22 protein-coding genes, 1 tRNA gene and 1 pseudogene are annotated in these 24,366 nt (G+C 50.4%); 8 read left to right on the plus strand and 16 right to left on the minus strand.

Going from position 1 to position 24,366, the window contains the following annotated elements; all coding sequences use genetic code 11:
• On the plus strand, positions 1-135 hold a 135-nt coding region (locus EYB48_RS18090), incomplete at its 5' end, for an integrase core domain-containing protein (protein WP_162021790.1).
• A 167-nt stretch (positions 136-302) separates the two neighbouring features.
• Here the strand turns inward: EYB48_RS18090 and EYB48_RS18095 are convergent.
• The 6 genes from EYB48_RS18095 to EYB48_RS18120 form a co-directional block, all read right to left on the minus strand.
• Entirely contained in the window at positions 303-626 is a 324-nt protein-coding gene (locus tag EYB48_RS18095; RefSeq protein ID WP_162021833.1) for a DUF4399 domain-containing protein, read from the minus strand.
• 242 nt (positions 627-868) lie between these two features.
• Positions 869-960: transfer RNA gene (locus EYB48_RS18100), tRNA-Ser, on the minus strand.
• Between the two features lie 115 nt (positions 961-1,075).
• Positions 1,076-2,326 (minus strand): aspartate kinase, encoded by a 1,251-nt coding sequence (locus EYB48_RS18105; protein WP_162021791.1) that lies wholly within the window; start codon positions 2,324-2,326, stop codon positions 1,076-1,078.
• Between the two features lie 509 nt (positions 2,327-2,835).
• Positions 2,836-3,405: a DUF1415 domain-containing protein gene (locus tag EYB48_RS18110; RefSeq protein ID WP_162021792.1), complete on the minus strand. Its 570-nt coding sequence runs from the start codon at positions 3,403-3,405 to the stop codon at positions 2,836-2,838.
• Between the two features lie 185 nt (positions 3,406-3,590).
• On the minus strand, positions 3,591-5,177 hold the full coding sequence (gene aceB, locus EYB48_RS18115; RefSeq protein WP_162021793.1) for a malate synthase A: 1,587 nt from the start codon (positions 5,175-5,177) through the stop codon (positions 3,591-3,593).
• 86 nt (positions 5,178-5,263) lie between these two features.
• Positions 5,264-5,941, minus strand: a complete 678-nt coding sequence (locus EYB48_RS18120) for a haloacid dehalogenase type II (RefSeq protein ID WP_162021794.1) — start codon at positions 5,939-5,941, stop codon at positions 5,264-5,266.
• A 317-nt stretch (positions 5,942-6,258) separates the two neighbouring features.
• Here EYB48_RS18120 and EYB48_RS18125 point away from each other — a divergent pair, with 317 nt between their 5' ends.
• On the plus strand, positions 6,259-7,164 hold the full coding sequence (locus EYB48_RS18125; protein WP_162021795.1) for a LysR family transcriptional regulator: 906 nt from the start codon (positions 6,259-6,261) through the stop codon (positions 7,162-7,164).
• A gap of 109 nt (positions 7,165-7,273) precedes the next feature.
• On the opposite strand, the gene EYB48_RS19390 is transcribed toward EYB48_RS18125, so the two are convergent.
• The 3 genes from EYB48_RS19390 to EYB48_RS18140 form a co-directional block, all read right to left on the minus strand.
• Entirely contained in the window at positions 7,274-8,995 is a 1,722-nt protein-coding gene (locus EYB48_RS19390; RefSeq protein ID WP_268895159.1) for a methyl-accepting chemotaxis protein, read from the minus strand.
• A 337-nt stretch (positions 8,996-9,332) separates the two neighbouring features.
• Positions 9,333-9,536: a cold-shock protein gene (locus tag EYB48_RS18135; protein WP_162021796.1), complete on the minus strand. Its 204-nt coding sequence runs from the start codon at positions 9,534-9,536 to the stop codon at positions 9,333-9,335.
• Positions 9,537-9,819: 283 nt separating this feature from the next.
• The gene (locus EYB48_RS18140; protein ID WP_162021797.1) at positions 9,820-10,299 is read right to left on the minus strand and encodes a thioesterase family protein; all 480 of its coding nucleotides are present in this window, start codon (positions 10,297-10,299) and stop codon (positions 9,820-9,822) included.
• Positions 10,300-10,443: 144 nt separating this feature from the next.
• On the opposite strand from EYB48_RS18140, the gene EYB48_RS18145 reads away from it, so the two are divergent.
• Both EYB48_RS18145 and EYB48_RS18150 read left to right on the plus strand, forming a co-directional pair.
• Positions 10,444-10,875: a hypothetical protein gene (locus tag EYB48_RS18145; RefSeq protein ID WP_202927833.1), complete on the plus strand. Its 432-nt coding sequence runs from the start codon at positions 10,444-10,446 to the stop codon at positions 10,873-10,875.
• Entirely contained in the window at positions 10,872-11,942 is a 1,071-nt protein-coding gene (locus EYB48_RS18150; protein WP_235935259.1) for a CapA family protein, read from the plus strand. The genes EYB48_RS18145 and EYB48_RS18150 overlap by 4 nt, the downstream gene beginning before the upstream one ends.
• Here EYB48_RS18150 and EYB48_RS18155 read toward each other — a convergent pair.
• Positions 11,887-12,207 (minus strand): 2Fe-2S iron-sulfur cluster-binding protein, encoded by a 321-nt coding sequence (locus EYB48_RS18155; RefSeq protein ID WP_162021798.1) that lies wholly within the window; start codon positions 12,205-12,207, stop codon positions 11,887-11,889. The genes EYB48_RS18150 and EYB48_RS18155 overlap by 56 nt on opposite strands.
• Positions 12,208-12,353: 146 nt before the next feature.
• Between EYB48_RS18155 and EYB48_RS18160 the strand changes: the two genes are divergently transcribed.
• Positions 12,354-12,719, plus strand: a complete 366-nt coding sequence (locus EYB48_RS18160) for a hypothetical protein (RefSeq protein WP_162021799.1) — start codon at positions 12,354-12,356, stop codon at positions 12,717-12,719.
• A gap of 54 nt (positions 12,720-12,773) precedes the next feature.
• Here EYB48_RS18160 and EYB48_RS18165 read toward each other — a convergent pair whose 3' ends face one another.
• The 3 genes from EYB48_RS18165 to EYB48_RS18175 form a co-directional block, all read right to left on the minus strand.
• Positions 12,774-13,070, minus strand: a complete 297-nt coding sequence (locus EYB48_RS18165) for an SCP2 sterol-binding domain-containing protein (RefSeq protein WP_162021800.1) — start codon at positions 13,068-13,070, stop codon at positions 12,774-12,776.
• A 104-nt stretch (positions 13,071-13,174) separates the two neighbouring features.
• Positions 13,175-13,828, minus strand: coding sequence for a class I SAM-dependent methyltransferase (locus tag EYB48_RS18170; RefSeq protein ID WP_162021801.1), 654 nt, complete (start codon positions 13,826-13,828; stop codon positions 13,175-13,177).
• Positions 13,829-13,839: 11 nt separating this feature from the next.
• On the minus strand, positions 13,840-14,781 hold the full coding sequence (locus tag EYB48_RS18175; protein ID WP_162021802.1) for a CysB family HTH-type transcriptional regulator: 942 nt from the start codon (positions 14,779-14,781) through the stop codon (positions 13,840-13,842).
• A 236-nt stretch (positions 14,782-15,017) separates the two neighbouring features.
• On the opposite strand from EYB48_RS18175, the gene EYB48_RS18180 reads away from it, so the two are divergent.
• Positions 15,018-17,315, plus strand: coding sequence for a patatin-like phospholipase family protein (locus EYB48_RS18180; RefSeq protein WP_162021803.1), 2,298 nt, complete (start codon positions 15,018-15,020; stop codon positions 17,313-17,315).
• 91 nt (positions 17,316-17,406) lie between these two features.
• Here the strand turns inward: EYB48_RS18180 and EYB48_RS18185 are convergent, their stop codons facing one another.
• Complete coding sequence (locus EYB48_RS18185) at positions 17,407-18,390, minus strand: fumarylacetoacetate hydrolase family protein (RefSeq protein WP_162021804.1); 984 nt, start codon at positions 18,388-18,390, stop codon at positions 17,407-17,409.
• 298 nt (positions 18,391-18,688) lie between these two features.
• Here EYB48_RS18185 and EYB48_RS18190 point away from each other — a divergent pair, with 298 nt between their 5' ends.
• Positions 18,689-20,518 carry a DUF885 domain-containing protein gene (locus EYB48_RS18190; protein WP_162021805.1) on the plus strand — a complete coding sequence of 610 codons (1,830 nt, stop codon included), beginning with the start codon at positions 18,689-18,691 and terminating at the stop codon, positions 20,516-20,518.
• A gap of 220 nt (positions 20,519-20,738) precedes the next feature.
• The gene (locus EYB48_RS18195) at positions 20,739-21,620 is read left to right on the plus strand and encodes an HDOD domain-containing protein (protein WP_162021806.1); all 882 of its coding nucleotides are present in this window, start codon (positions 20,739-20,741) and stop codon (positions 21,618-21,620) included.
• Positions 21,621-21,702: 82 nt separating this feature from the next.
• Here EYB48_RS18195 and EYB48_RS18200 read toward each other — a convergent pair whose 3' ends face one another.
• Together EYB48_RS18200 and EYB48_RS18205 are read right to left on the minus strand one after the other, a co-directional pair.
• On the minus strand, positions 21,703-22,305 hold the full coding sequence (locus EYB48_RS18200; protein WP_162021807.1) for a hypothetical protein: 603 nt from the start codon (positions 22,303-22,305) through the stop codon (positions 21,703-21,705).
• A 120-nt stretch (positions 22,306-22,425) separates the two neighbouring features.
• Positions 22,426-24,345, minus strand: a pseudogene (locus EYB48_RS18205) (propionate--CoA ligase); the annotation flags it as partial.
• Positions 24,346-24,366: the final 21 nt, after the last annotated feature.

Below are 24,366 nucleotides of genomic sequence, written 5' to 3' on the forward strand. Positions count from 1 at the left end.
GATGAATGCCTGTCGATGGAGTGGTTCAGGAACCGCCTTGAAGCGCGAGTAATCATCGAGGACTGGCGGCAGCACTACAACGAAATCAGGTCGCACGCCAGCCTGAAATATTTGACTCCACAAACGAGTTTGTGAAAACAATGCTCAAAGATTCACCTACTGAGGCCGGCGAGTTAAGTTACCAGCGGTAGGAAATTTCCGGGCAGGTCANTGAGGCCGGCGAGTTAAGTTACCAGCGGTAGGAAATTTCCGGGCAGGTCAAACCCTGTAGAGATGCCCAATAGGCGCTAGAGTTTTGTATCCTATTTTTGAACTTCTATGTAGATACTACTACTCAGTTTATCTCCATATGACTGATGTGCTCCGTTACCAAATTGGAGGGTTAATTTGTATTTTCCTGGAGCAAGATTTAACTCAGTTTCCGTTTGCCCTTTCCCAAAATGCATATGCTTTTCATCAAAGGGGACAAATTCACCAGCCTTCACAGAACCTGAGTCAATGATGAGGTGATGATGTCCTAAACCTGGGCTTAAATCACCAAGTACCCCAATTTTCATTCCCTCCAAACCAAATTGGACTTTAAATGGGGAGCGAATGTAACCCTCCCGTAAAATCATGCCATGCATAACTNGCAGATCACTATTTCCAAGGCTTGAATGGATGCCAGCCTGTTGTTGCAAAAGCGAATCCGGGACATAGCCCCGACTGTTGTTCTGCAAACTCTAGAATTACAATCATTTTAGACATTGCCTATGCCACGTCATTACATTAGCTTTTACAACCAAAATTGGATGGCATACCAGATGGCATACTAGCTAGCCTGAAAAAAGAAAAAGCCCTTGAAAATCAAGGGCTTAATCATAAATACTGGCGGAGACGGTGAGATTCGAACTCACGATCCAGGTTACCCCAGATGCTTCCTTAGCAGGGAAGTGCCTTCGGCCACTCGGCCACGTCTCCACACTATTACCACAAAGCTTGCGCTTCACAGCAATCGAGACCAAGATAATATCTGCTACACCGCTTTTGGTCAACTAGCTGTCAACACAAAAACAAGTTTTTTTGCAAACGCAGATCAGGCGCTTTCCAGTTCAAATGCTTTATGCAAAGCACGCACGGCCAACTCCATATACTTCTCATCGATCAACACCGAGATTTTAATTTCCGAAGTCGAAATCATCTGGATATTGATCCCCTCTTCCGACAAGGTGCGGAACATCTGCGAAGCAATACCTACGTGGCTGCGCATACCGACGCCAACCACAGATACTTTAGACACTTTGGAATCACCAACGATGCTGGTTGCGCCAATATGTTCTTTAACGCTGCCTTCCAGTACCTGCATCGCTTTCGCGTATTCATTGCGCGGCACAGTGAACGTAAAGTCGGTTTTTCCTTCGACGGACTGGTTTTGGATAATCATATCCACTTCAATATTGGCGTCAGCGACTGGCCCCAGGATCTGATAGGCGATGCCTGGACGATCCGGTACGCACAGTACGGTGATTTTTGCTTCATCACGATTAAATGCGATGCCAGTGATGGTAGCTTGTTCCATATTTGTATCTTCCTCAAACGAAATCAGTGTGCCAGAAGTTGCTTCCTCTTCCAGCGGCATTAATGGATCCGTCAGCGATGACAGAACGCGGGTAGGCATACGATAGTTACCGGCAAATTCGACCGAGCGGATTTGCAGCACTTTGGAGCCCAGTGATGCCATTTCCAGCATCTCTTCAAATGTCACGGTATTCAGGCGGCGCGCCTCAGTCACGACACGTGGGTCGGTCGTGTAGACACCGTCCACATCGGTATAGATCAGGCATTCTTTTGCCTGCAGTGCTGCAGCAACTGCGACCGCTGAAGTATCCGAACCGCCACGCCCCAGCGTCGTAATATTGCCCTTCTCATCCACACCCTGAAAGCCGGTAATAATCACTACCTTGCCCGCATCCAGATCTGCCTTGACTTTGGCATCGTCGATGGATGCAATGCGCGCCTTGGTATGGGCGGAATCAGTTTTAATAGCGACTTGCCAGCCAGCATAAGATACTGCCTGCTTGCCGATAGCCTGCAAGGCCAGGGCCAGCAATCCTACCGATACCTGCTCACCGGTGGAGGCGATCATATCGAGTTCGCGCGGATCAGGCTGCGCATTGAGTTCTTTCGCCAGACCTAACAGACGATTGGTTTCGCCGGACATGGCAGACGGCACCACCACTATCTGGTGACCGGCATCATGCCATTTGGCGACGCGCTTGGCGACGTTCTTGATGCGTTCAGTCGAACCCATCGAAGTACCGCCGTATTTGTGGACGATTAAAGCCATAGATATAGAAGACGTAAGGGTGAAAAATGAGGTAGAACAACCCCTTACTCTACATGCTGCCCTGCAAAATAACAAGGCAATCAAAAGCAAATTTTCTTAAGTTATTCGTTCAACGCATACTGATTTTTCGAATTTTCTACAGAAATATGGCAGAAAAGTTCATTTTCCAAAGAGGAAACTATGGAATTGGTGCGGCGCAGTACGCACTTATCAGACTCAGCGACAGGAACACAGTCACACGAAAATCAGGAAATTAAGGTTAGCATGCCCGATTTGCACACATCCACCGCTTTAACAAAGCCAGAATACCGCATTTTCCTGGCGAAGCAGGAACGATTGCTCGCTCATGGCTTGAGCAAGCTACTCAAGAAGCAGTCGGGCAGCAGCCCGGCACCATATTACTTTTGAGTATATTTATATAAATAATTTATCGAAAGCTATGAGCGCTGTCGCGCCACACTGCGGCAAAAGGAGCGCTTACTCGCTTACTTAAGTGCCGACTTGAGTGCTTACTTACTTTCTGGCTGATCAGCAAACATCTCATGCCAGCCCTCATGTCCAAGCTTGCGCATGGCTTCCATATTGCGTTCGTAAATTTCTTCCGCCTCAGGAAAGGCTTCCACTGCTTTATCAATACTGTCTTCACGTAACAAGTGCAAGGTCGGATAAGGGGAGCGATTGGTATAGTTTTCTATATCACCCATCTCACTGTCAGCAAACTGATAATCAGGATGAAAATTCGCAATTTGCAAAATACCAGCCAGATCCAGCTCTTCCAGCAAGGCATCAGCCACATCCAGGAAATCATTGAAGTCCATGAAGTCACGTAACACATCCGGACAAATCAGCAAGGTGGTTTCGATTTTTTCAGGATTCGCTTCCGCCAGCACCTCCAGCTCACGGCGCAAATCCTCGACCAGATCCTGCTCGCTCTTGGCCTCACTGACTACATAGCGAATTTGCTGCTTGACATGCACTGCCTTAGCGAAAGGACAGAGATTCAGACCGATTACCGCTTTTTCCATCCAGTTGATGGTTTGAGCGATCATGGATTCCTGAGTGAGGGGCAAAGTAGACATAGACAAAATTCCTGAAAAATAAGCGCGCAAGCATAGCACAGCACCCTGCCAGGTTTTCCACCATCTGCAACAGAGTTCAGGCGCGGCCTTGATTATGCACCGCCATGCTGCAAAAAACAAAAAGCGACACCATCAACATGGCATCGCTTTTCGCTACATCAACAATACAGCTAAGATAGGCCGTATCAAATTTCTTCGTACAATGGCAAAGTCAGGAATTCCGCAAAATCGCCAGAAGTCGACATTTCCTCAAAAATCTGCGCCGCGCGGTCATACGTCGCACCTTCACCAGCAACCGCCTTCACCTTACTTAATTCTTCCGGAATCATGGCGCGCACCATCTCGGCAGTGACCTTGCGACCGTCTTCCAGCTTACCTTTGCTGGAGCGTATCCATTGCCAGACTTGAGAACGGCTGATTTCTGCGGTCGCCGCATCTTCCATCAGATTGTGGATAGGCACGCAACCATTGCCCGCCAGCCAGGCACCCAAATAGTGAATGCCAACATTGATGTTATAACGCAGGCCAGCTTCCGTGATTGGGGTTTCAGGCTGGAAGTTCAGCAAATCCTTGGCGGACACTTCCACATCCGGACGTTGCTTGGAAATCTGATTCGGTGCATCGCCCAGTACTTTTTTGAATTCAGTCATCGCCAATTCAACCAGACCCGGATGCGCTACCCAGCCACCGTCATAGCCATCCGTTGCATCACGTGCTTTGTCATTGCGGACACCGCCCATTGCAACTTCATTTTTTTCAGTATCGTTTTTAATCGGAATCAAAGCAGCCATACCGCCAATCGCAGGTGCATTGCGCTTATGGCAAGTCTTCAGCAACAGCAAGGCATACGAGCGCATGAAAGGTGCCGTCATGGTCACTTTAGCGCGATCCGCCAGGCAGAAGTCCTGGTCGTTTTTGAATTTTTTGATGCAAGAGAAAATGTAATCCCAGCGTCCGGCATTCAGACCGGAGCTATGTTCGCGCAACTCATACAGGATTTCATCCATTTCAAACGCAGCAACGATGGTTTCTATCAGCACTGTCGCCTTGATGGTGCCTTGAGGAATGCCGATTTCATTTTGTGCCATGACAAAAATATCATTCCACAAACGCGCTTCCAGATGGGATTCCATTTTCGGCAGATAGAAATATGGACCGGCACCACGCGCCAGTTGTTCTTTAGCGTTATGGAACAAGAACAACGCAAAATCAAAAATACCGCCGGAAATACGCTTGCCATCGACCAGCACATGCTTCTCATCGAGATGCCAGCCGCGTGGACGTACGACCAGCGTGGCAATTTTATCGTTTAAGTGATAAGACTTACCATTCTGCTCCAGGCTGATCGTGCGACGCACTGCATCACGCATATTGATCTGCCCCTGCAATTGATTATCCCAATTCGGTGTATTGGAATCTTCAAAATCAGTCATGTAACTGTCAGCACCGGAATTGAGTGCATTAATCACCATTTTGCGTTCCACCGGGCCAGTAATTTCTACCCGACGGCACTCGAGTGCCTGAGGAATCGGCGCAATTTTCCAGTCACCATCACGAATGTGGCGGGTTTCAGCCAAAAAGTCCGGGCGCTCACCGGCATCCATACGTTTGGCACGCGCAACCCGTGCTGCCAGCAATTCCTGACGACGCGGCTCAAATGCGCGGCTCAGTTTTGCTACCAGTGCTAACGCCTCCGGGGTCAGGATCTGTTCGTAACCTGGCTTGATTGCTCCGGTAATTTCCAAGCCTTGCGGCAATATCAACTGACTCATCGTGCTCTCCATAAAAAGAAACGCATTGAAACCGACTCAATGCAATAAACAAGGAAAATAAATTAAAGGCATCACATCAAATTAAATCACTGATATGTTTCAAGAAAATGTAAGGCATCGGCCAGCGTGCGCCCTGTGCCATGCGGCATGACGCCTAACTCTTCCAGCGGCGCATTATCGCGATTGACCCAAAAAGTGGTGTAACCGAACCAGGTAGCACAACAGACATCCCAGGCATTACTCGAAACAAACAACATATTTTTTGCCGGCACGCCAAACATGTCTGGTCCCAGCTGATAGGCTTCCGGGGCAGTTTTATAGACTTTCACTGCATCAACCGAGAGCAAATGCTGAAACAAACCCTGCATACCTGCATGCTCAGTCGCTGCCTGCAACATCTGCGGCGTACCATTGGACAGAATCGCCAGCTTGTAAGCCTTGTCCCGCAAGGCCTGAAGCACTTCCCTATTTTCAGGAAAAGCAGTCAGCCTTGCATACTGACCCATTAATGCATTTTGCGCATCCAGGTCTAATTGCAAACCAAAATAACGGCAGGAAAACACCAGAGCATCCTGGGTAACTTCCCAAAATGGCTTATACATACAACACATAGTGCGCAATTGAGTGTACTCAATCTGTTTCCTGCGCCACAATTGAGCCAGCTGTTTACCGTAACCGGGAAACAACTTCTCTGCGAGTTCACTGACCGAATACACATCAAACAATGTGCCGTAGGCATCAAACGCAATTGCATGTATTGCCATCACCTTACCTCTGCATACCGTTTTGATCAGGAAACTACAGAGTATATTCAATTAAAACAAACATAAATAAGAGATTTATCACTTTATCTTTTACTTTTTCGCAAAAATAAAAGATGAAATAGCTTTCATTCAGTATATAAATACTCGTAAACCGGATAAAACTGCTCTCTGGAAAAAGTTCTCGCACAGAAAGCATACGCAGAAGCGAATGGACGCGCCTATGCAAAAAATACATCTATCCATTACCTGACAAAACCATACCGAAGCTCGCTAATGTGCTAAATCAATAATAAAACTCTTTGGGGGAATGATTCTTCATGGATCAATTTAAACAAATCAGCACTTTTGCTGAGGTCGCCGTACGCGGCAGCCTGTCAGCAGCGGCTCGGGCGGAAGGGGTCGCCCCGGCGATGATCAGCCGGCGTCTGGACGCGCTGGAAGAAAGGTTGGGCGTCAAATTACTGCAAAGGACCACACGCAAAATCGCACTAACCAATGAAGGCAGTTCTTTTTTAGAGGATTGCCAGCGCATCCTGTCGGAACTGGAAGAAGCGGAATCTTCCGTTGCCGAACGCAACGCCAGCGCCAGCGGTGTACTGACGATTTCAGCACCCGCCGGGTTTGGACGACAACATGTTGCCCCCTTAATTCCTGACTTTTTGCAGCAACATCAGCAATTAAAACTGACACTGAGTCTGAACGACCGGGTGGTGGATCTGATTGGTGAGGGCATTGATGTAGCGATCCGGATTGCCGCGCTGTCAGACTCCAGCCTGATCGGCGTCAAGCTGGCGGATAATAAGCGGGTCGTGGTTGCTGCCCCCTCCTACTTGCAACGTCACGGCGCACCGAAAACACTGGACGAACTGAGTAACCACAATTGCCTGGCCTTCAGTGCCGATGGCAGTCAGCGGGGCTGGACTTTCCGCCAAAGCGGGAAAAACGTGACGATTAAAGTCGATGGCAATATGGTTTGCAACGATGGAGAAGTACTACATGACTGGGCCATCTCTGGACAAGGACTGGCATGGCGTTCGATGTGGGAGGTAGGTGCGGAAATTGAATCCGGTAAGCTGGTCAGTGTACTGGATGAATACACCGCTCCCGGCAACGACATTTATGCCATTTTTGCTCAGCGACGCCACCTGCCCTTGCGGATACGGGCTTTCGTGGATTATCTGAGGCAAGCCTACAGCTCACCGGACTACTGGAAAAAAGGCTAAATCCGGCTCATCTTAGCGCAAGCATTTTGGGATAAAAAAAACAGGGAGCACGTCACAAACGGGCTCCCTGTTTTGTCTGCGCTGTTAGTAAACACAGCTTCAATTCAGATCAGAATTCTTCCCACTCATCGGCGCGCGGCTTACTTGCATTGCCCGAAACAGGCTTCGCAGCACCAACCGAAGCCGCCTGGGAACGTGCAGGCAAAGACCTGACTTCCTGCTTAGGCTTAACAGCAACGGACCTGGCAGCAGGTCGTGCGGACGGTGCCGCAGAATGTGATCCACTTCCCGCTTCCAGCTTAAAGATACCAACTGCCTGATTCAGATTGCTGGCCTGATCACGCATACTGCCAGCAGCAGCAGCAGCCTGCTCCACCAAGGCTGCATTTTGCTGCGTCGCCTCGTCCATTTTGGTAATCGCCTGATTGACTTGCTGAATTCCTTCACGCTGTTCTTCGCTGGCAGCAGTAATTTCAGCCATGATGTCGGCCACACTCTTGATCGACACCACGATTTCATCCATGGTTTTACCAGCATCATCGACCAGGCGCGCGCCTTCTTCTACCTTATCAACAGAATTTGCAATCAGCTCTTTAATTTCTTTTGCCGCATTGGCCGAGCGTTGCGCCAGACTTCTGACTTCGCTGGCCACCACCGCAAAACCACGCCCTTGCTCACCTGCACGCGCCGCCTCTACGGCTGCATTCAGCGCCAGAATATTAGTTTGGAAAGCAATCCCGTCAATCACCGCGATGATATCGACAATTTTGTTCGAGCTTTCTTTGATGGAAGACATCGTGTGCACTACGTCACCTACCACCTTGCCACCTTTAGATGCGACATCAGAAGCGGTCAGCGCCAGCGTATTCGCCTGACGTGCATTATCGGCATTTTGTTGCACAGTAGAAGTCAGCTCTTCCATGGATGAGGCAGTTTCTTCCAGGCTGGCAGCCTGTTGCTCGGTACGGGAAGATAAATCCATATTGCCAGAAGCAATTTCATCGGAAGATACCGCAATCGAGCCACTGCTTTGACGTACCATCGTCACCGTCTGCACCAGGCTCTGACGCATATTTTCAAGGCCGGAAATGAGCTCCCCCATTTCATCCTTAGATTCTGGTTTGAGTTGCTGGGTCAGATCACCATCACCAATAGCACGGAACTGGCGCAGAGTCTGATGTAAAGGATGGGAAATTGCGCGCAACAAAAAATGCGCAGAAACAAATACCGCCACCAGACCACCCACGACACCCAGCACATCAATCCAGACAAACCATTTAAAGGCTGTCTGACTTTGCTGAAATTTGCTTTCAGATTCTTTCAATTGAAAATCACTTAACTCAGCAATTTTGTCGGAGTAGGCGGTAAATAATTTCGGTACGACAGTCATATTTAAACGATCAGCTTCGTCACGATTACCTGCCTTGATCGCGGCCGTCATTTTCAGATGCGCTTCGTTCATGTACTGATCGCGGGCGACAGCAACCTGATCGGACAACTTTTTCTCTTCCTCATCCTGAGGCAAAGTCAAATACTTCTTGAATGCATCATCTGACTTACCGACGTACATTTCAGAACGCTTAATCGTTTCTGCTACATCAGGAGCCTCCGGATGGGCAATCGCACGGTCTATCGTCACGCGTGATCGCACCAGATCAACACGGGATTGCTGCAGTGCATCGACCGATGGTAATTGATTCGTGAAAATCTCTTCGATGATGGCATTACTGTTCTTCACACCGATGACACCCATAGCGCCACCGATAGCCAACATGATGGCCATGAAGGACATGGTACCGATCAGCCTCATTCTGATAGTTAGATTCAACATTCTTCCCTCACCTAATTAATTCCTGAGCACAATTGACAGAGAATACAAATTTCTCACCACCCAACCTTGATCCCTAACAATGACCGACACGATTTCTTATATTTATGCTGACGCAAAAATCTGGGCAGGACCATTACCTATTTTACAATCATCATCCATCAGCTGTTCCTGCTAACTTCTTTGCAGATTTTACCCGAGAGAAATGTGTAATTTAAGGCAAAGTTGATTTTGTTAAAAAATGTTGTTTTCTGACGAAAGTCAGTTTGCGGGCAAAAAAAATCCCCGACGAATCGGGGATTTTTATCAGCTTGGCTTTACTCCGCCATCAGACTCTGAATTACAGAGGCTGGATGTTGGAAGCTTGCTTACCTTTAGGGCCTGTAGTTACTTCGAAAGAAACGCGTTGGTTTTCTTTCAAAGATTTGAAGCCGGAAGATACGATTGCGGAGAAATGTGCGAACAAATCTTCGCCGCCTTCGTCTGGAGTAATGAAACCAAAGCCTTTAGAATCATTGAACCATTTAACAATACCTGTTGCCATTACAATTTCCTATTTCAGTGAATTTGGGCAGTTGCCCGATAGATCGTTTCAACCTCAGTAAGAAATGACAGACTGATACTGCAAAACCACTTTGAATCTCAACGACGATCTGATTATACGCACAAAATCTGAGAGGAAGTAAAATAAAATCTGAGTTTTGTGCATTTATCTGGCTTTTTTAAAGAATTTATCAAAGTTCCGTCTGATCTATAACGCATATTCAGCAAAATACCTGCCTTTTCAGCTTGCAATCAGCACGGGATGCAAGTCCGCCGCAAGCAACTCAAGCTCTGCCATGCAACATGAAGGCCGCTGCTCCAGTGGCTATTCTATCCCCTTCTTCATTGCGCAATTCCATCAATACGTTGGCCACCCGTTTTCCCAAACGCGTCACTTCCGCGCTCGCAATAAATGCGCTTCCCTTACCTGGCTTCAGATAATCTATCCGCAAGTCTATGGTACTCATCAGTCCGAATTCCCGAATCTGCGCATAAGCATCTTCGCGTGGCTGGGTCTGAGCCAGCTTCAACAGAATAGCAACACCAGCCACACTATCCAGGACAGAAGCGATGACGCCACCGTGCAACATGCCCTGCGCAAAATTACCCAACAAGTCATCCCGCATGGCGAGTCTTAATTCTGGTCGCTCACTGGCAAAGCTCTGCACCTGCAAACCGATCAGCCTGCAAAACGGGATGGACTGTTCCACCACCTGCTTCAACAGCGATTGAAATTCCGGATTTTGCGACATATCGTTTGCCATCTTTACTCCTTCAATAATTATTCAATCAAATGATTTATTAAATTGAGATTACATCAATTGACCGAGGTGCACAATCTTTCCCTTAAGCTAAATGTTTGTGATATTTTTAACGGTTTGCCGATAACTACAAGGTCAATGACTACCATGCAAAAACTGCTATTTTGTCTCATGCAGATCTGGAGCTTCGCATTACTCAGCACGCTACCCGTCGCAGCTTTCGCAGCGCGGTCAGCAACTGCGCCTGTGCTCAGGTGTTTTGTCACCTATGCCGGCAGTACCGAGGTCATTGAAACCGGCTTAAGCAGCGAACCTTACCGGATCGCCGCCCACGATATTCAGGGACGCTTTCGTTTCAAGCCCGTGATGATAGGTGAGCATGGTCGCATCAGTTACATCAAGCTTTATGTCTACTTCCAAACCAGCAAAACTGATATCCCTATCCATCAGGCCAGTTACTTCCCGCCATTCCGGCGTAGCAAACAAGCCTATCTGCTGACCCCTCACAATTCCCTGTATGCGGGCGAAGTCGAGCGGGAACTCCAATATCACTGCACTTTAAAGAACCTGGCATCATGATTTCACTATTTTCCGGCAAAAAAATGCGTTGCGTCAGCATCCTTCTCTACGCAATGACCTTCCTGGTAACAAATTCGACGCATGCTACAGAAAATGGGCAAAAAGTCAGTTTGCTTTTTGCGGGCGATATCGTACTCGATGGTCAACCCGGGAAATGGATCACTAAAGGAAAAGATCCGTTTTCCGCATTTGCCGCTGTTTTTGCTTCGACCGATATCCGGATTGCCAATCTTGAGTGCGTCGTTGCCAAAGATGGTCAGGCGGCAGATAAAAACTTTACCTTCCGCGCAGAGCCGGAAAGCCTGAGCGTGTTAAAACGCCACGTGGATGCGGTATCGATAGCAAACAATCATTCCGGCGACTTTGGACGGGCTGCATTTTCTGAAATGCTCACGCATTTACACAAAAATCAGATTCAGTACTTTGGCGGCGGCAATAATCTGCGCGAAGCCCACCAGCCACTGATCATAGAACGCAAGGGCTTACGTATTGCGCTGCTGGGCTATAACGAGTTCATGCCACGTAGTTTCGAAGCGGGTGCTGCCTCCGCGGGGATAGCCTGGAGTGAAGACGAGCAACTGATACTTGACATTCAGCAAGCGCGGCAACGCTACAAAGCGGACCTGGTCATCCCGTTCATGCATTGGGGCTGGGAGAACGAGCACCACTCCAATCAACGTCAGCAACATCTGGCAAGGAAGATGATAGACGCCGGTGCTGACGCAGTGATAGGCGGTCATCCCCATGTGCTGCAAGAGACATCGACCTACAAAGGCAAACCTATCATCTACAGCATAGGGAATTTTATGATCGATGCACTGGATAATGAAGCACAGACGCTGGGCTGGGTGATACGGCTGGAGCTAGATAAACATGGCGTGACCGTATGGGATAGCCGCTTAGCCAAAATCAGCGATGACGGCATACCTGAACCACAACCCCAACTATCCAGCGCGTGCTGGGTGCGCGGCGACAAACAGACTCGCCTTTGCAGCAACGCCGATTCCGGTTTCAGTCCGGCTCAGATTCAGCGTTCAGGCGCTTCGCCAAAGGCACTAGCAAACTAAGGTCAGAACTGGCCACAGTCACACAGGGCAGTATCCACCCCTCCTGTTTTTCGTCCAGGCTCAGACCTGGCCAATCTATGGTGAAGCGATACTGCCCCTGCAGGGACTGACACAAACAGGCACGACATGTGCCATTGCGGCAGGAACTCGGCATACTGATACGCTGCTCCAAGGCATTTTCCAATACGGTTTTCTCAGCCTGAAGCTCACAGCTCAGCCCAGACGGCATCAGCATGAGCTGATACTTAACATTATTTTGCGCCATTGTTTCCGTGCTCACATTGCGTTTAGAAACTGATACATCTAAAACGTAAACAAATTACCGCTAGCAATCGCAATCGCCCTACTACATTCAGGAAACCCCGATACTGCATGCAGGCGACAAAAATAATCTACGTAAGGAGAGCCCGTATGACGACAAACAGTCCGCCCAATACTGACCCTGACTCTGACAATATCAAAAAAACCGCAGAACGCAGAAGTCCATCCTCGTCCAGTCTCATTCTACAAGAGCTGGATCCCACGCTCGCGATTGCAGGAGAAATCATAGGAGACTGCCTGCTATTACCAGACATACAATCAGTGGGGAGCATGCGGGAATGCTGCCCACACTGCGGTGACGAAGCTTTGCAGCTACATCTGCGCTACCGCCACGTCAAACGTTCGCATTTATTTTGCAATCGCTGCCATCGCTGCTACGACGCCCTGCATCCGGATGGCAGTTCTGCAATTGCCAGTTGCACTCTGCTCGCCACACCGAATGCGACGGCACCATAAAAAAACGCGGCTGACAGCCGCGTTTTTTTATACTACCTATGACTTTCCGCCGGATTACACGACTGTTTGCAAGCGCATCGCAATACCCATATCGCCGGATACTTTGAGTTTGCCCATCATAAAGCCATTCATAGGATTGAGCTGACCAGTCAGCAAGGCACCCAGATCGGCCAGTGCGATGGTGATCGTGCAAGCTGCATCTTTGTTTTCGTTAGATACCGTATTCGGTGTGGCGCTTGCATCAACAAATACCACGCCATCGCTGCCACAATCAAATTTCAACGTTGCGTTCAAACCGCTATCATCACCCACTTTAGTGCGAATTGCTTCTGTGCATGCTTGCAAGTCCATGTCTGCTGCTCCGAAAGTTAAAAAACGGATTGCAATGTAGCATGTATTCCTTTCGAGGAACAATACTAGAACTTGCAGCCGGGCAAATCCTTGTTTAACGCAATTTAACGCAATACGCAACTCAGCATCCAGTAATACTCATTGCGATAAATACGGATATCGCGCGCAACAGCGGCAAACTTTTTACGCATATAGCTGTCAGTCGGGAAGTTTTTAATGACCTCTACCCGGCTGCCATCTGCCATAGTGTGGATATGAAAGGTATTACCCTCCAGATCGGTACGCGCCACAGGCAAAGTTTCGCCTTCCACTTCATTATCATCAATCAATATCAGCGTGCTGCCACTGCCTATCGCTGCGCACCATTGCTTCAAGAGTTTGCTCTGATCTTCACGCTTAACATGCGACCATAAAAATCCTGCGAAAGCCGCACTATATTGTCCGGCCGCCGCAGCTGGCAGCGCAAAAGCATCGGTAAGCGCAAAGTCTACGTTATCGTTATCAAATTCCTTGGTTTGTGCAATTTCCAGCAATTCAGGACAAAAATCGGTCGCGTGCACGGATTCTGCGAAGTCCGCGATTTGCTGGGTCCAATAGCCGGTACCGCAAGCCAGTTCCAGCACTTTTTGTCCCATCAGCATTTCACAGACACGCTCTTCCATCTCTTCGAGATCATCCTCGCGCTCTTCAATCGCGTAGTCCTGCTCCAGAACCGGAGCACGTTGTGCGTAATAGTCGCGCAACTTCAAATCAGTCATGTTATTTCCGTTTATAAATCGTAAGTATCTTTATTGCCCTGCATCACACTATCCACCATTTTCCGGTTCAGGGTGGGATTGAGCAATTCGATAAAAGTGTAGACATAGCTACGCAGATAGGCCCCTTGTTTGATCGCAACGCGCGACACATTCATCCCGAACAAATGCCCGACCGGCACTGCGCGCAAACTCTTGTCGCGTTCAGCATCGAAAGCCATACCAGCGATAATGCCTATCCCCATGCCAAGTTCGACATAGGTCTTGATCACGTCGGCATCAATCGCTTCGAGCAAAATATCAGGCTTCAGATTTCTGATCTGAAACGCGTGATCTATCTTGCTGCGCCCGGCAAATGCCGCATCGTAAGTCACCAGCGGATAATGGGCGATATCTTCCAGCGTAATATTTTTCAGTTTCAACAAAGGATGCTCCAGCGGCAACACCAGTACATGTTCCCACTGATAGCAAGGCAGGGAAATCAAGCCGTCGTAGCCAGCGATTGACTCCGTCGCGATCACCAGGTCCGCCTGATCCCGCATCACCATATCAGCAATCTGCTTAGGATTCCCTTGCAACAGGGAAAGCCGAACCTTGGGGTATTTTTGCATGAAAGCCTGCACCACCTTAGGCAAGGCATAGCGCGCCTGCGTATGGGTAGTGGCAATGGTAAAGCTGCCGCTATCCTGGGCCGCATACTCTTTACCTATGCGTTTCAGACCGTCAATTTCCTGCATGATCAGCTCAACCGACTTCAGCACTGCCCGGCCAGGCTCAGTCAAACCACGAATACGCTTACCGTGGCGAGTGAAAATATCCACCCCCAGCTCTTCCTCCAACTCAATAATCGCCTTGGAAACACCGGGCTGAGAAGTAAATAAGGCCTTAGCTGCCTCAGTCAGATTAAAATTCTGACGGACAGCTTCACGGACGAAGCGCAATTGATGTAGGTTCATGAATGACAATATTCTGTGAATGTGGCGCAGACAGCCAGGGCGCTGTCCATGCCTTCAGGAAACAAACTAGCATTAATGGCATGTAATTACCCGAAAAACCATTGCCACTAAAAAAAATTAGCACCAAATTACAGCAACGAGGACTGGAATCAGCTCGCTTAGCTTATGTCGCTAACCTTTAGTAAAACTGAATTGATATACTACCAGCAGTATATAGAGACCGAGAAAAGAATTCCATGCTCAAATTTCACTTCGCACCAAAGTTAGGCAAGAATCTGGCTTTTTTTTCTGTTTTGAGCCTCTTACTCGCACTATTCATACATATTCCTGCCTCCGCGCAGCTTCCTGCAGCCACCCCGACAAGCTCCAAAACGCCGAAAATCTGCGTGGTTTTATCGGGTGGCGGCGCCCGTGGTTTCGCCCATATTGGTGTGCTCAAGCAACTGGAAGCGATGCATATACCGATAGATTGCATCGCAGGTACCAGTATGGGCGCAGTGATTGGCGGCCTTTACGCATCAGGCATTCCGGCGAGTGAAATTGAAAAGCGCCTGGAGAAACTGAAACTCAATGATATTGCGCTTGATCGCATAGACCGCCGCCAACTGCCACAAAGCATACGCGAAGAGGACGAGCAATATCCGCTCGGCGCCACGCTGGGTCTGAGTGAAAACGGGGTAAGACTGCCAAGCGGTGTGGTGCAGGCCAGTCAGTTTCAGGAACTGATACAAAACTGGACCTCACATCTGGCACCCGACATCAAATTTGACCAGTTGCCCATCCCCTTCCGCGCTGTCGCGACTGATCTGGAAACCGGTGAAATGGTCGTCTTTGATAAAGGCGCGCTGCATAAAGCGATACGGGCCAGCATGGCTGCTCCTGGCGTATTTGCACCCACTGAAATCGATGGCCGCTTGCTGTCAGATGGCGGACTGGTGCGTAACCTGCCGATAGATATCGCCAGAGATATGGGGGCGGACGTCATTATCGCAGTCAATATCGGCACCCCACTGATGCCGCGCAAACAGCTGCAAACCCTGTTCAACGTGAGTCAGCAAATGGTCAATATCCTGACCGAGCAAAACGTCAACGCGCAAAAAGCCAAATTGAAAGATAACGATATCCTGATAGAACCCAATCTGGGCAACATAGGATTTCTGGATTTTGGGCGCTCCAAAGAAGCCACAGAGATAGGCCAGGAAGCAGCCAGACAATTGCAGACCAAGCTGGCCGGCCTGGCTTTACAGGATCAGGCTTACCGGGTGGCGCAAAACAAGCGCGAGAATCCTCAACTGCCACCGATACAAATCAGCTTTATCGATATCGACAACAATACCGCTATTCCCGAGGCCGATATCCGGCGCCTGACTGGATTTGAAATCGGCAGCTTTTACAATGCTGAAGAAGTGAACGCCAAACTGGCTGCGCTGGGCACGACCAGAGAGTTTGATAATCTGAGTCATGAGCTGGTACAAAAAGATAATCGCTACGGCATTCGCATTCAGGCCAATGGAAAAAACTGGGGCCCGCACTTTCTGCGTTTCGGTCTGGCTTTATCCAGCGGCTTCGATGGTGCAGGTGGCTACCGCCTGCAAATCGGACATCGTCGCCCCTGGCTGACAGAGGGCGGATTGGAATGGCGTAATGATGTTGAGCTCGGTAACACGCTCAAGTACCGCACGGAACTGCGTCAACCCTTGTTTGAGCGCGAAGGCAGTTATCTGCTGCCCTTCGCTCAGGTCAGCGAAAATACTGTGAACTTCTACAAAGACAATGTGCGACTCGCTGAATACAGTCTGCGCGCGCAAAAAGCCGGTGTCGAAGTCGCATACCGCCTCGGTAATCTGGGCACACTGGGCGAAGCGCGGCTAGGTCTGAATTACAACCGTTACAGTATCATTCCGAAACTGGGCGGGGTGCTGACATCCAATGGCGTGGAAAATACAGGCTCCGTCGACAGCTTGCCTAGCGCGAGTATTCAACAATATGGACTCAAAACCGGACTCGTCATCGATCAGCTCAGCGACCCCAGCTTTCCACGCGAAGGCTATAAAGTCGATACCGGCTTATTCCTTGGCATGGATCGTTCACGCGACAGCTATCAGGAATTCAACCTCGATACGGTCTGGGCCAAGAGTTACGGTAGCCACAGCCTCAATCTGAAATTCAGCGCGGCCGGACTATTTCAGAAAAACGATAACAAGATCCGCGGTATAGGCTCTATGCTGGGTGGCTTCCAGCGCCTGTCCGCCTATCAGCAAGACCAGTTCCTTGGCAATTACATGCTATATGGCAGCGCCACCTATCTGCTGCGCGCCGTCAATTTTGAAATGGCGGGACAAAGCCTGTTCTTTGGCTCTTCACTGGAGATGGGCAATGTCTGGAATGAAAAGAAGGATATCTCGGTCAACTCTCTGCGCAAGAGTCTGAGTTTCTTTGGTGGCGTCAACAGTTTCCTGGGACCGGTATATCTGGGCTTTGCGATAGGCCAGAATGGCGCACGCAGTGTGTTTTTCCAACTAGGACGCCAGTAAAGCCAGCTGAATTGATGCAATAAAAAAATTAGCCCGTATCTTTGCGCAGATACGGGCTATTTACTAAGGCTTACCAGATGCAGGACTACGTTTAATCCGGTTCAACCAGACTCTGGTCAATCGCGCCAAAGATGGACTTGCCGTTTTTATCCAGCATTTCTATCTTAATGCTGTCGCCATATTGCATAAACGGGGTCATTGCTTCGCCAGTGGCGATCATTTCCAGAGCACGTTTTTCGGCAATACAGCTATAGCCTTTAGCAGCGTCTTTGTTGGACACCGTTCCCGACCCTATGATGGTACCAGCGCGGGCGCGGCGGGTTTTACACAAGTGCGTGATCAGTTGCGGAAAAGAGAAAGCCATATCGATACCGGCATTCGGCTGACCAACCAGATTCCCGTTCCAGCTCGATCGCAGCGCCAGATGTACTTTGCCATCACGCCAGGCTTCGCCTAACTCGTCAGGTGTCACTGCCACCGGAGAGAAACTGGAGGCCGGTTTGGATTGAAAAAAGCCAAAACCTTTCGCCAGTTCTGCAGGGATCAGATTGCGCAATGAGACATCGTTGACCAGCATGAGTAAGCGGATATGCTCAGCCGCCCGGTCAGGACTCACGCCCATAGGCACATCATCGGTGATAATCGCAATTTCACTTTCAAAATCAACGCCCCATTCGACAGAACCCAGCACAATGTCATCACATGGCCCGATGAAATCATCACTGCCGCCCTGATACATCAATGGATCGTGCCAGAAGCTCTCAGGCATCTCGGCCTGACGCGCTTTTCTGACCAGCTCCACGTGATTCACATAAGCAGAACCATCCGCCCACTGAAACGCGCGTGGCAAAGGTGCCATACACAGATGCGGCTGAAAATCAAAGCTATAAGCGACTTTACCTGCATTCAAGCGCTGATACAGCTCTTCCAGCTGCGGCGCCATGAAATTCCAGTCATCCAGCACACGTTGCAAAGTCGGCGCAATGCCATTGGCGATGCAGGCCGTTTTCAGGTCGCGGGAAACCACGATTAATTGTCCGTCACGGGACCCGTCTTTTAAGCTCGCTAACTTCATATTTCCTCTGTACAGTCAGGTTTGCCGCATTGTACCTGATCAGTTACCTTGGCTGCGATAGCGCCAGGCCGCAGATTTGCCACTGCCAGTGAACTATGCCTGTCCTGCACACTCCAAACAACTCAGGCGGCAAGCCAACAGGTCAGCACAGGGAAGCCGGATTTCGCAAATCCTTGTTTATCCGTCTGGCACTCCTGCCTTAAAATGACAACACAGTCCATGCAGCGGCGTCTTTGCCTGCAGCGGATATCGATCAAATTGACGTGACATTTAGTGAAAGTTTACTGTGAATAAATCCATGCGCACTTTACGCATCTTGCCTGCCCTGCTGCTGGGGCTGGGATTACTCAACACCACCTACAGCCTGCCTGCCGCAGCGCAAACCAACACCGCGCTTAGTGGCAAAACCGCGAATCCACAACAAAAATTACTGGCACTGGCAGATCGCTACTATGTCGCAAGTGCTGAATTCAATCCGCTGGAAGCGACTTATCATGGCGATGCAGGCTATGACGATAAATTGCCGATGACCTTAAAGCCTGAGGTACGCGCACGTCAGATCGCGTTTTGGAAAAACATGGTCAAAGAACTTAAGGCTCTGCCGGCCAGCCAGTTATCCGGGCAAGACCGTGTGACTTACGACATCCTGCTGCACGAACTGCAAGGCAATCTGTCACTGGCAGCCTACCCTGACTATCTGCTGCCCATCAATCAAATGGACAGCATCCCGCTGACACTCGCGCATTTTGGCAGTGGTCAAAGCGCACAGCCACTGAACACTCCGGCGCAGTATGACGCTTATCTGAGCCGTATCGCGCAATTGCCAGACTGGCTGAATCAGGCCACCAGCAATATGCGTATCGGTAAAAAACGCCATATCACGCTGCCGATGGCATTGGTGAACGCTTTGCTGCCGCAGTTCAAACAACTGGCTTCCGGCAAAGTCGAGGATCATCCTTACTACCTGCCGATTATCAATATGCCGGCCAGCTTCTCTGACGCCGACAAGATCCGCTTGCGCGAAGCGTATCAACGTGAAATCACACAAAAAACCCTGCCAGCACTGAAGGAGTTTTATCAATTTCTGCACGATGACTATCTGCCTTCGGCCCGTCCAAGCACAGGCTGGGGTGCGCTGCCGAACGGCGCTGCCTGGTATCGCGCATGGGTCGCGGAACAAACCACGACCAATCTGACGCCGGAACAGATTCACGCCATCGGCCTCAAAGAAGTCGCGCGAATTCAAGGTGAATATGCGATTCTCGGCCCTAAACTGGGTTATCACGGCGATGCGCAAGGCTTGCCCGGCTGGATGGAAACGCAAACCACTTACCGTACGTTTAAAACCGAAAAAGAAATCCTGGACGCCTATAAAGCCATTGATCAGGAAATCCGCAAACATCTGCCTACCTATTTCGGCAAAATCCCAAAAGCGCCACTGGAAATCCGCCCTGAGCCTGAAATCAGCCGCGAAACTGCGTCCGATCATTACACCTCGCCAGCATTAGATGGTTCACGTCCCGGCGTGTTCTGGGCCGTCATCAATAATCCGGCGGATTATGCAAGTACCGGCATGAAAACCCTGTATCTGCACGAAGGCCAGCCTGGCCACCACTTCCACCTGGCCAGTCTGCAAGAACTGGATGTGCCTAAATTCCGCCGCGTCGGTGGTAATGTCGCCTACACCGAAGGCTGGGCCTTGTATGCAGAAACCCTGGGCAAGGAAATGGGCTTGTTCGCCAATGATCCACCGGCCTATTACGGTCATCTGAGCGATGAAATGCTGCGCGCCACCCGTCTGGTGGTGGATACCGGCATGCATGCCAAGGGCTGGACCCGCGAGCAGGGCATCAAATATCTGCAACAAACTCTGGGCTATACCGAAGCCGCTTCACGCCAGGCGATAGAACGTTATATGGCCTGGCCGGGACAGGCACTCGGCTACAAAATAGGATCGCTCAAAATCATGGAACTGCGTCATCTGGCTGAGGCTGAATTGGGGCAACGCTTTGATCTGCGCCAGTTCCATGATGCGATTTTGAGTGATGGTACGCTGCCTTTATCCTTATTAGAGACTAAAATGCGCAAATGGATTGCTGAGCAGAAATCTGTTAACGCAAGTAAATAAGTTTTATTTTTACAAGTTCTATACTTTCATTCCTGCTGGCGACCGGATTTTCCGGTCGTTTTCTGGCACAAGCCGCACTGCCTGATTGACCTGATGGATTAAGTCAAGCAGAATGAAACCCTATTGGGCCACGTTGCCGCTTTGCATTATTTTTCTTTTTTGAAATATTTAATGTAAGCTCAACGCCATAGCCATCATGAACTCACAGTGAAATTCTGCGATGAACCGACAAAAAGCACTCAAATGCATCGTTGAGCAGGCCCATAAGGGCGACCTGGTCTTTCCAGCCAATGTGGCCGCCTCCCTTAAGCTGCAACAGACTCTGGATGATCCGGACTGTTCCATCGATATGGCAAGCAAACTGATCCTCAACGAACCGCTGTTGGCTGCAAAAGTGGTGGCGATTGCCAATTCTGCCGCATACAACCGCGGTGGCGATGTCACCAACGTCAAAGCAGCCATCAACCGGCTCGGTTTCAAGACACTGCTGGCCATCGTGTCCAGCCTGATCGTGCGCCAGCTGGCCGGATCGAGTAAAGACAAATCCATACAGGCAAAAACGCAAAAACTGTGGGAACACACGGCACAAGTCGCGGCCCTGTCCCAGGTGATTGCACGCCGCATCACCCGGCTGGACCCGGATACCGCCATGTTTGCCGGTATCGTGCATGAAGTCGGTAATTTTTATTTACTGTCCCAGGCGGAAGAATTTCCGTCTTTGCTGGAACCTGACACATTTGGCGTCGGCGAAGTCGATGATGATTTGCCTGAATTTGAAGATACGCTGGTCGACCTGGAATCATCCGAAGCCATCATCGGTCGCGCCGTGATACAGAAACTCTGCCTGCCCGGCGCTGTGGTAGAGGCGCTGGAATCGATGTGGTACGGCTTACGCGCCATGCCACCGGAAACCCTGGGCGACACTCTGTTGCTGGCCAATGAACTGGCTGCGACAAAATCACCGCTGGATTTCAATTCCTATGCTGAATCCGAACGCTTCACTTCAGAAATTGATTTCGTCGTTGGTGATGGCACGCTCAACAGCATCCTGGAAGAATCAGACGAAGAATTGCGTACTTTGACTTCAGCATTGCTGGCCTGACGCGTAGCGATCACATCCTCGACAAGAATCCCCTGTCACCTCTGCGGTACAGGGGATTTTTTTTGCCTGGTTCGATATGGACTTATTCCTGTGCCAGACTGACTTCGGTCAGCCAGCATCCCTCGCTGATATGATGTGTGACTTGTCCGATACGGTGTGCGCCATCAAAACGCCGCCCACAGCCTCTTAATACCAATAGCCCGCCGGGTTGCGCCGCTATACTGCCACTGCACTGTACCCGACCGGAAACACTGAATTCGCTTTGCGCAGGCTCATCCAGTAGCGACTGTAGCGTTAAATCTGCCGCCAGCAAAGATTCGCCCATGACCAACACCAGCTCAGGCTGCTCCGACGCGCCTGGATGCAGCACTTGCGCGATCTGGCATTGCAGCTCCAGCGTAGGCGGCTGATTTGGCTGGAGACGCAAACGCAGGCTGAGTATCTGTCCAGATAAACGTAACTGATTCAGTCCGCCCGGGCCCAGGCCCAGCTCTATCGCCGAGCCTGGCAACAGTAACTTTTGAGTCGACGGCACCAGCGCCGTATCCAGTACCAGACGGGCGCTGGCCTGGCCACCCGGTTGTAGCTGCAACTCCATGTTCAGGCAGCGTATCGCATCAGGCAGAGGCTGCGCATTGACCGCTATCGTAAAACTGACCAGTTGTGATAAATCGACAGACTGCATACTTCAGGGCTTTCTGAAATCAGGGTTAAAGTTGCGATGCCCGTATCCTACATCAGTAATAAACAGGCCCGGCATTACCGGGCCCTGGAATGAGACAAGCTTATCCCGAAAAAAGCGCATTCAGCGTGGGCTAGCCAGTGCTGCCTGTATCTGGGTCAGTGAAGACGGATCTTCTATCGTGGTCAGATCACCGGCATCCCGTCCCTCACAAATCGCCTGTATAGAACGACGCAATAATTTGCCAGAGCGGGTTTTGGGCAGGCTGTTCACAAAGTGTACGCGGGCCGGACGCGCCACCGCCCCCAGTTGCTTATCGACCACGGCCATCACCTCAGCCTCCAGTGCACGTTTTTCAGACTCACCCGGATATAACTCAGGCTTCTTCAAAATCGCAAACGCAACCGCAACCTGGCCTTTGAGCTTATCTTCGACCCCAACCACGGCCACCTCGGAAATCTGAGGATGGCTGGACACGCTCTCTTCGATTTCACGTGTGCCCAAGCGGTGTCCGGCGACGTTAATCACATCATCGGTGCGGCCGAGTATAAAGAAATAGCCATCGGCATCGCGTATGCCCCAGTCAAAGGTCGAATACAGTTGTTCATGCGCGAACTGACTCCAGTAGGTATTCACAAAGCGCGCGTCGTCACCAAATACGGTCTGCATACAGCCAGGCGGCAGCGGCCCGCGTATCGCCACCACGCCTTTTTCATTGGCGGCACATTCCTGTCCGGTAGCCTCATTGATGATGCGTACATCATAGCCATACATGGGGACGCCGGGACTGCCGAGCCGGGTCTCTTTATGCTCGATGCCGCGTGCAATCGACAGGATAGGCCAGCCGGTTTCGGTCTGCCAGTAATTATCAATAATCGGTACGCCGAGCTCAGTGGCAATCCAGCTGGAGGTGGTTTCATCAAGCGGCTCACCGGCCAGATATAGGGCTTTCAGCGAAGACAAATCATGCTGCTTCATCAGTTCAGGCGGATGCTTTTTCAGTACGCGAATCGCGGTAGGTGCAGAGAACATGCGGCTCACACGATGACGCGCCACGATACTCCACCAGACACCTGCATCCGGCCGTATCGGTGTGCCCTCATACATGATGGTCGCCATACCAGCGATCAGCGGGCCATACACGATGTAAGAATGGCCGACCACCCAGCCTATATCCGACGTGGCGAAATACACCTCACCCGGGTTACCGCAAAAAACATGCTTCATCGAAGCCGCCAGCGCCACCGCATAACCGCCCACATCACGCTGTACACCTTTAGGCTTACCGGTAGTGCCTGAGGTGTACAACACATACGACATCGCATTCGATTCCAGCCAGGTCACGGGCACCTGCGCCGCCAGATGCTGTTCACGCAATGCGGCATAATCCACATCGCGCCCGGCTACCAGTTGCATAGCCTCCAGCCCGCGATCCACCAGCAGCACGTGTGCAGGCTGATGGCTGGCGGCAGCAATCGCCTCATCTAACAGGGGCTTATACGGCACGGCTTTGCCTGCGCGCATACCCGCATCGGCAGACACGATCAGCGCCGGCTGCGCATCATCAATACGGGTCGCCAGACTTTTCGCGGCAAAGCCGCCAAACACCACAGAATGCACGGCACCGATACGGGCGCAGGCCAGCATTGCAAATGCAGCCTCAGCAATCATGGGCATATAAATCAACACCCGGTCTCCTTGCTTCACACCCAGACTCTGCATAATCGCGGCCATGCGCTGTACTTCGCGATGTAATTCAGCGAAGCTATACACCTGCTCCTGACCGGTTTCGGTAGAAATCGCTATCAGAGCGGGCAGATCCGCCTGCGTGCTCAGCCAGCGGTCCACTGCGTTATGGCAGAGATTGGTTTCACCGCCGACAAACCAGCGCGCAAACGGTGGTTGACTGTGATCCAGCACCTCAGTGTAAGGTTTATGCCAGTCGATGAGTTGCGCTTGCTGATCCCAGAATTGAGCTGGTTGCTGCAGAGATGCCTGATAAAAATCCTGATAGTTCATGATGTCTCCAGTCTGATTGCGTAAGTGCTGCTGTTTTTAATTTTT

The organism is Cognatundibacterium crateris (genome assembly GCF_010078235.1).
GTDB lineage: Bacteria > Pseudomonadota > Gammaproteobacteria > Burkholderiales > Burkholderiaceae_D > Undibacterium > Undibacterium crateris.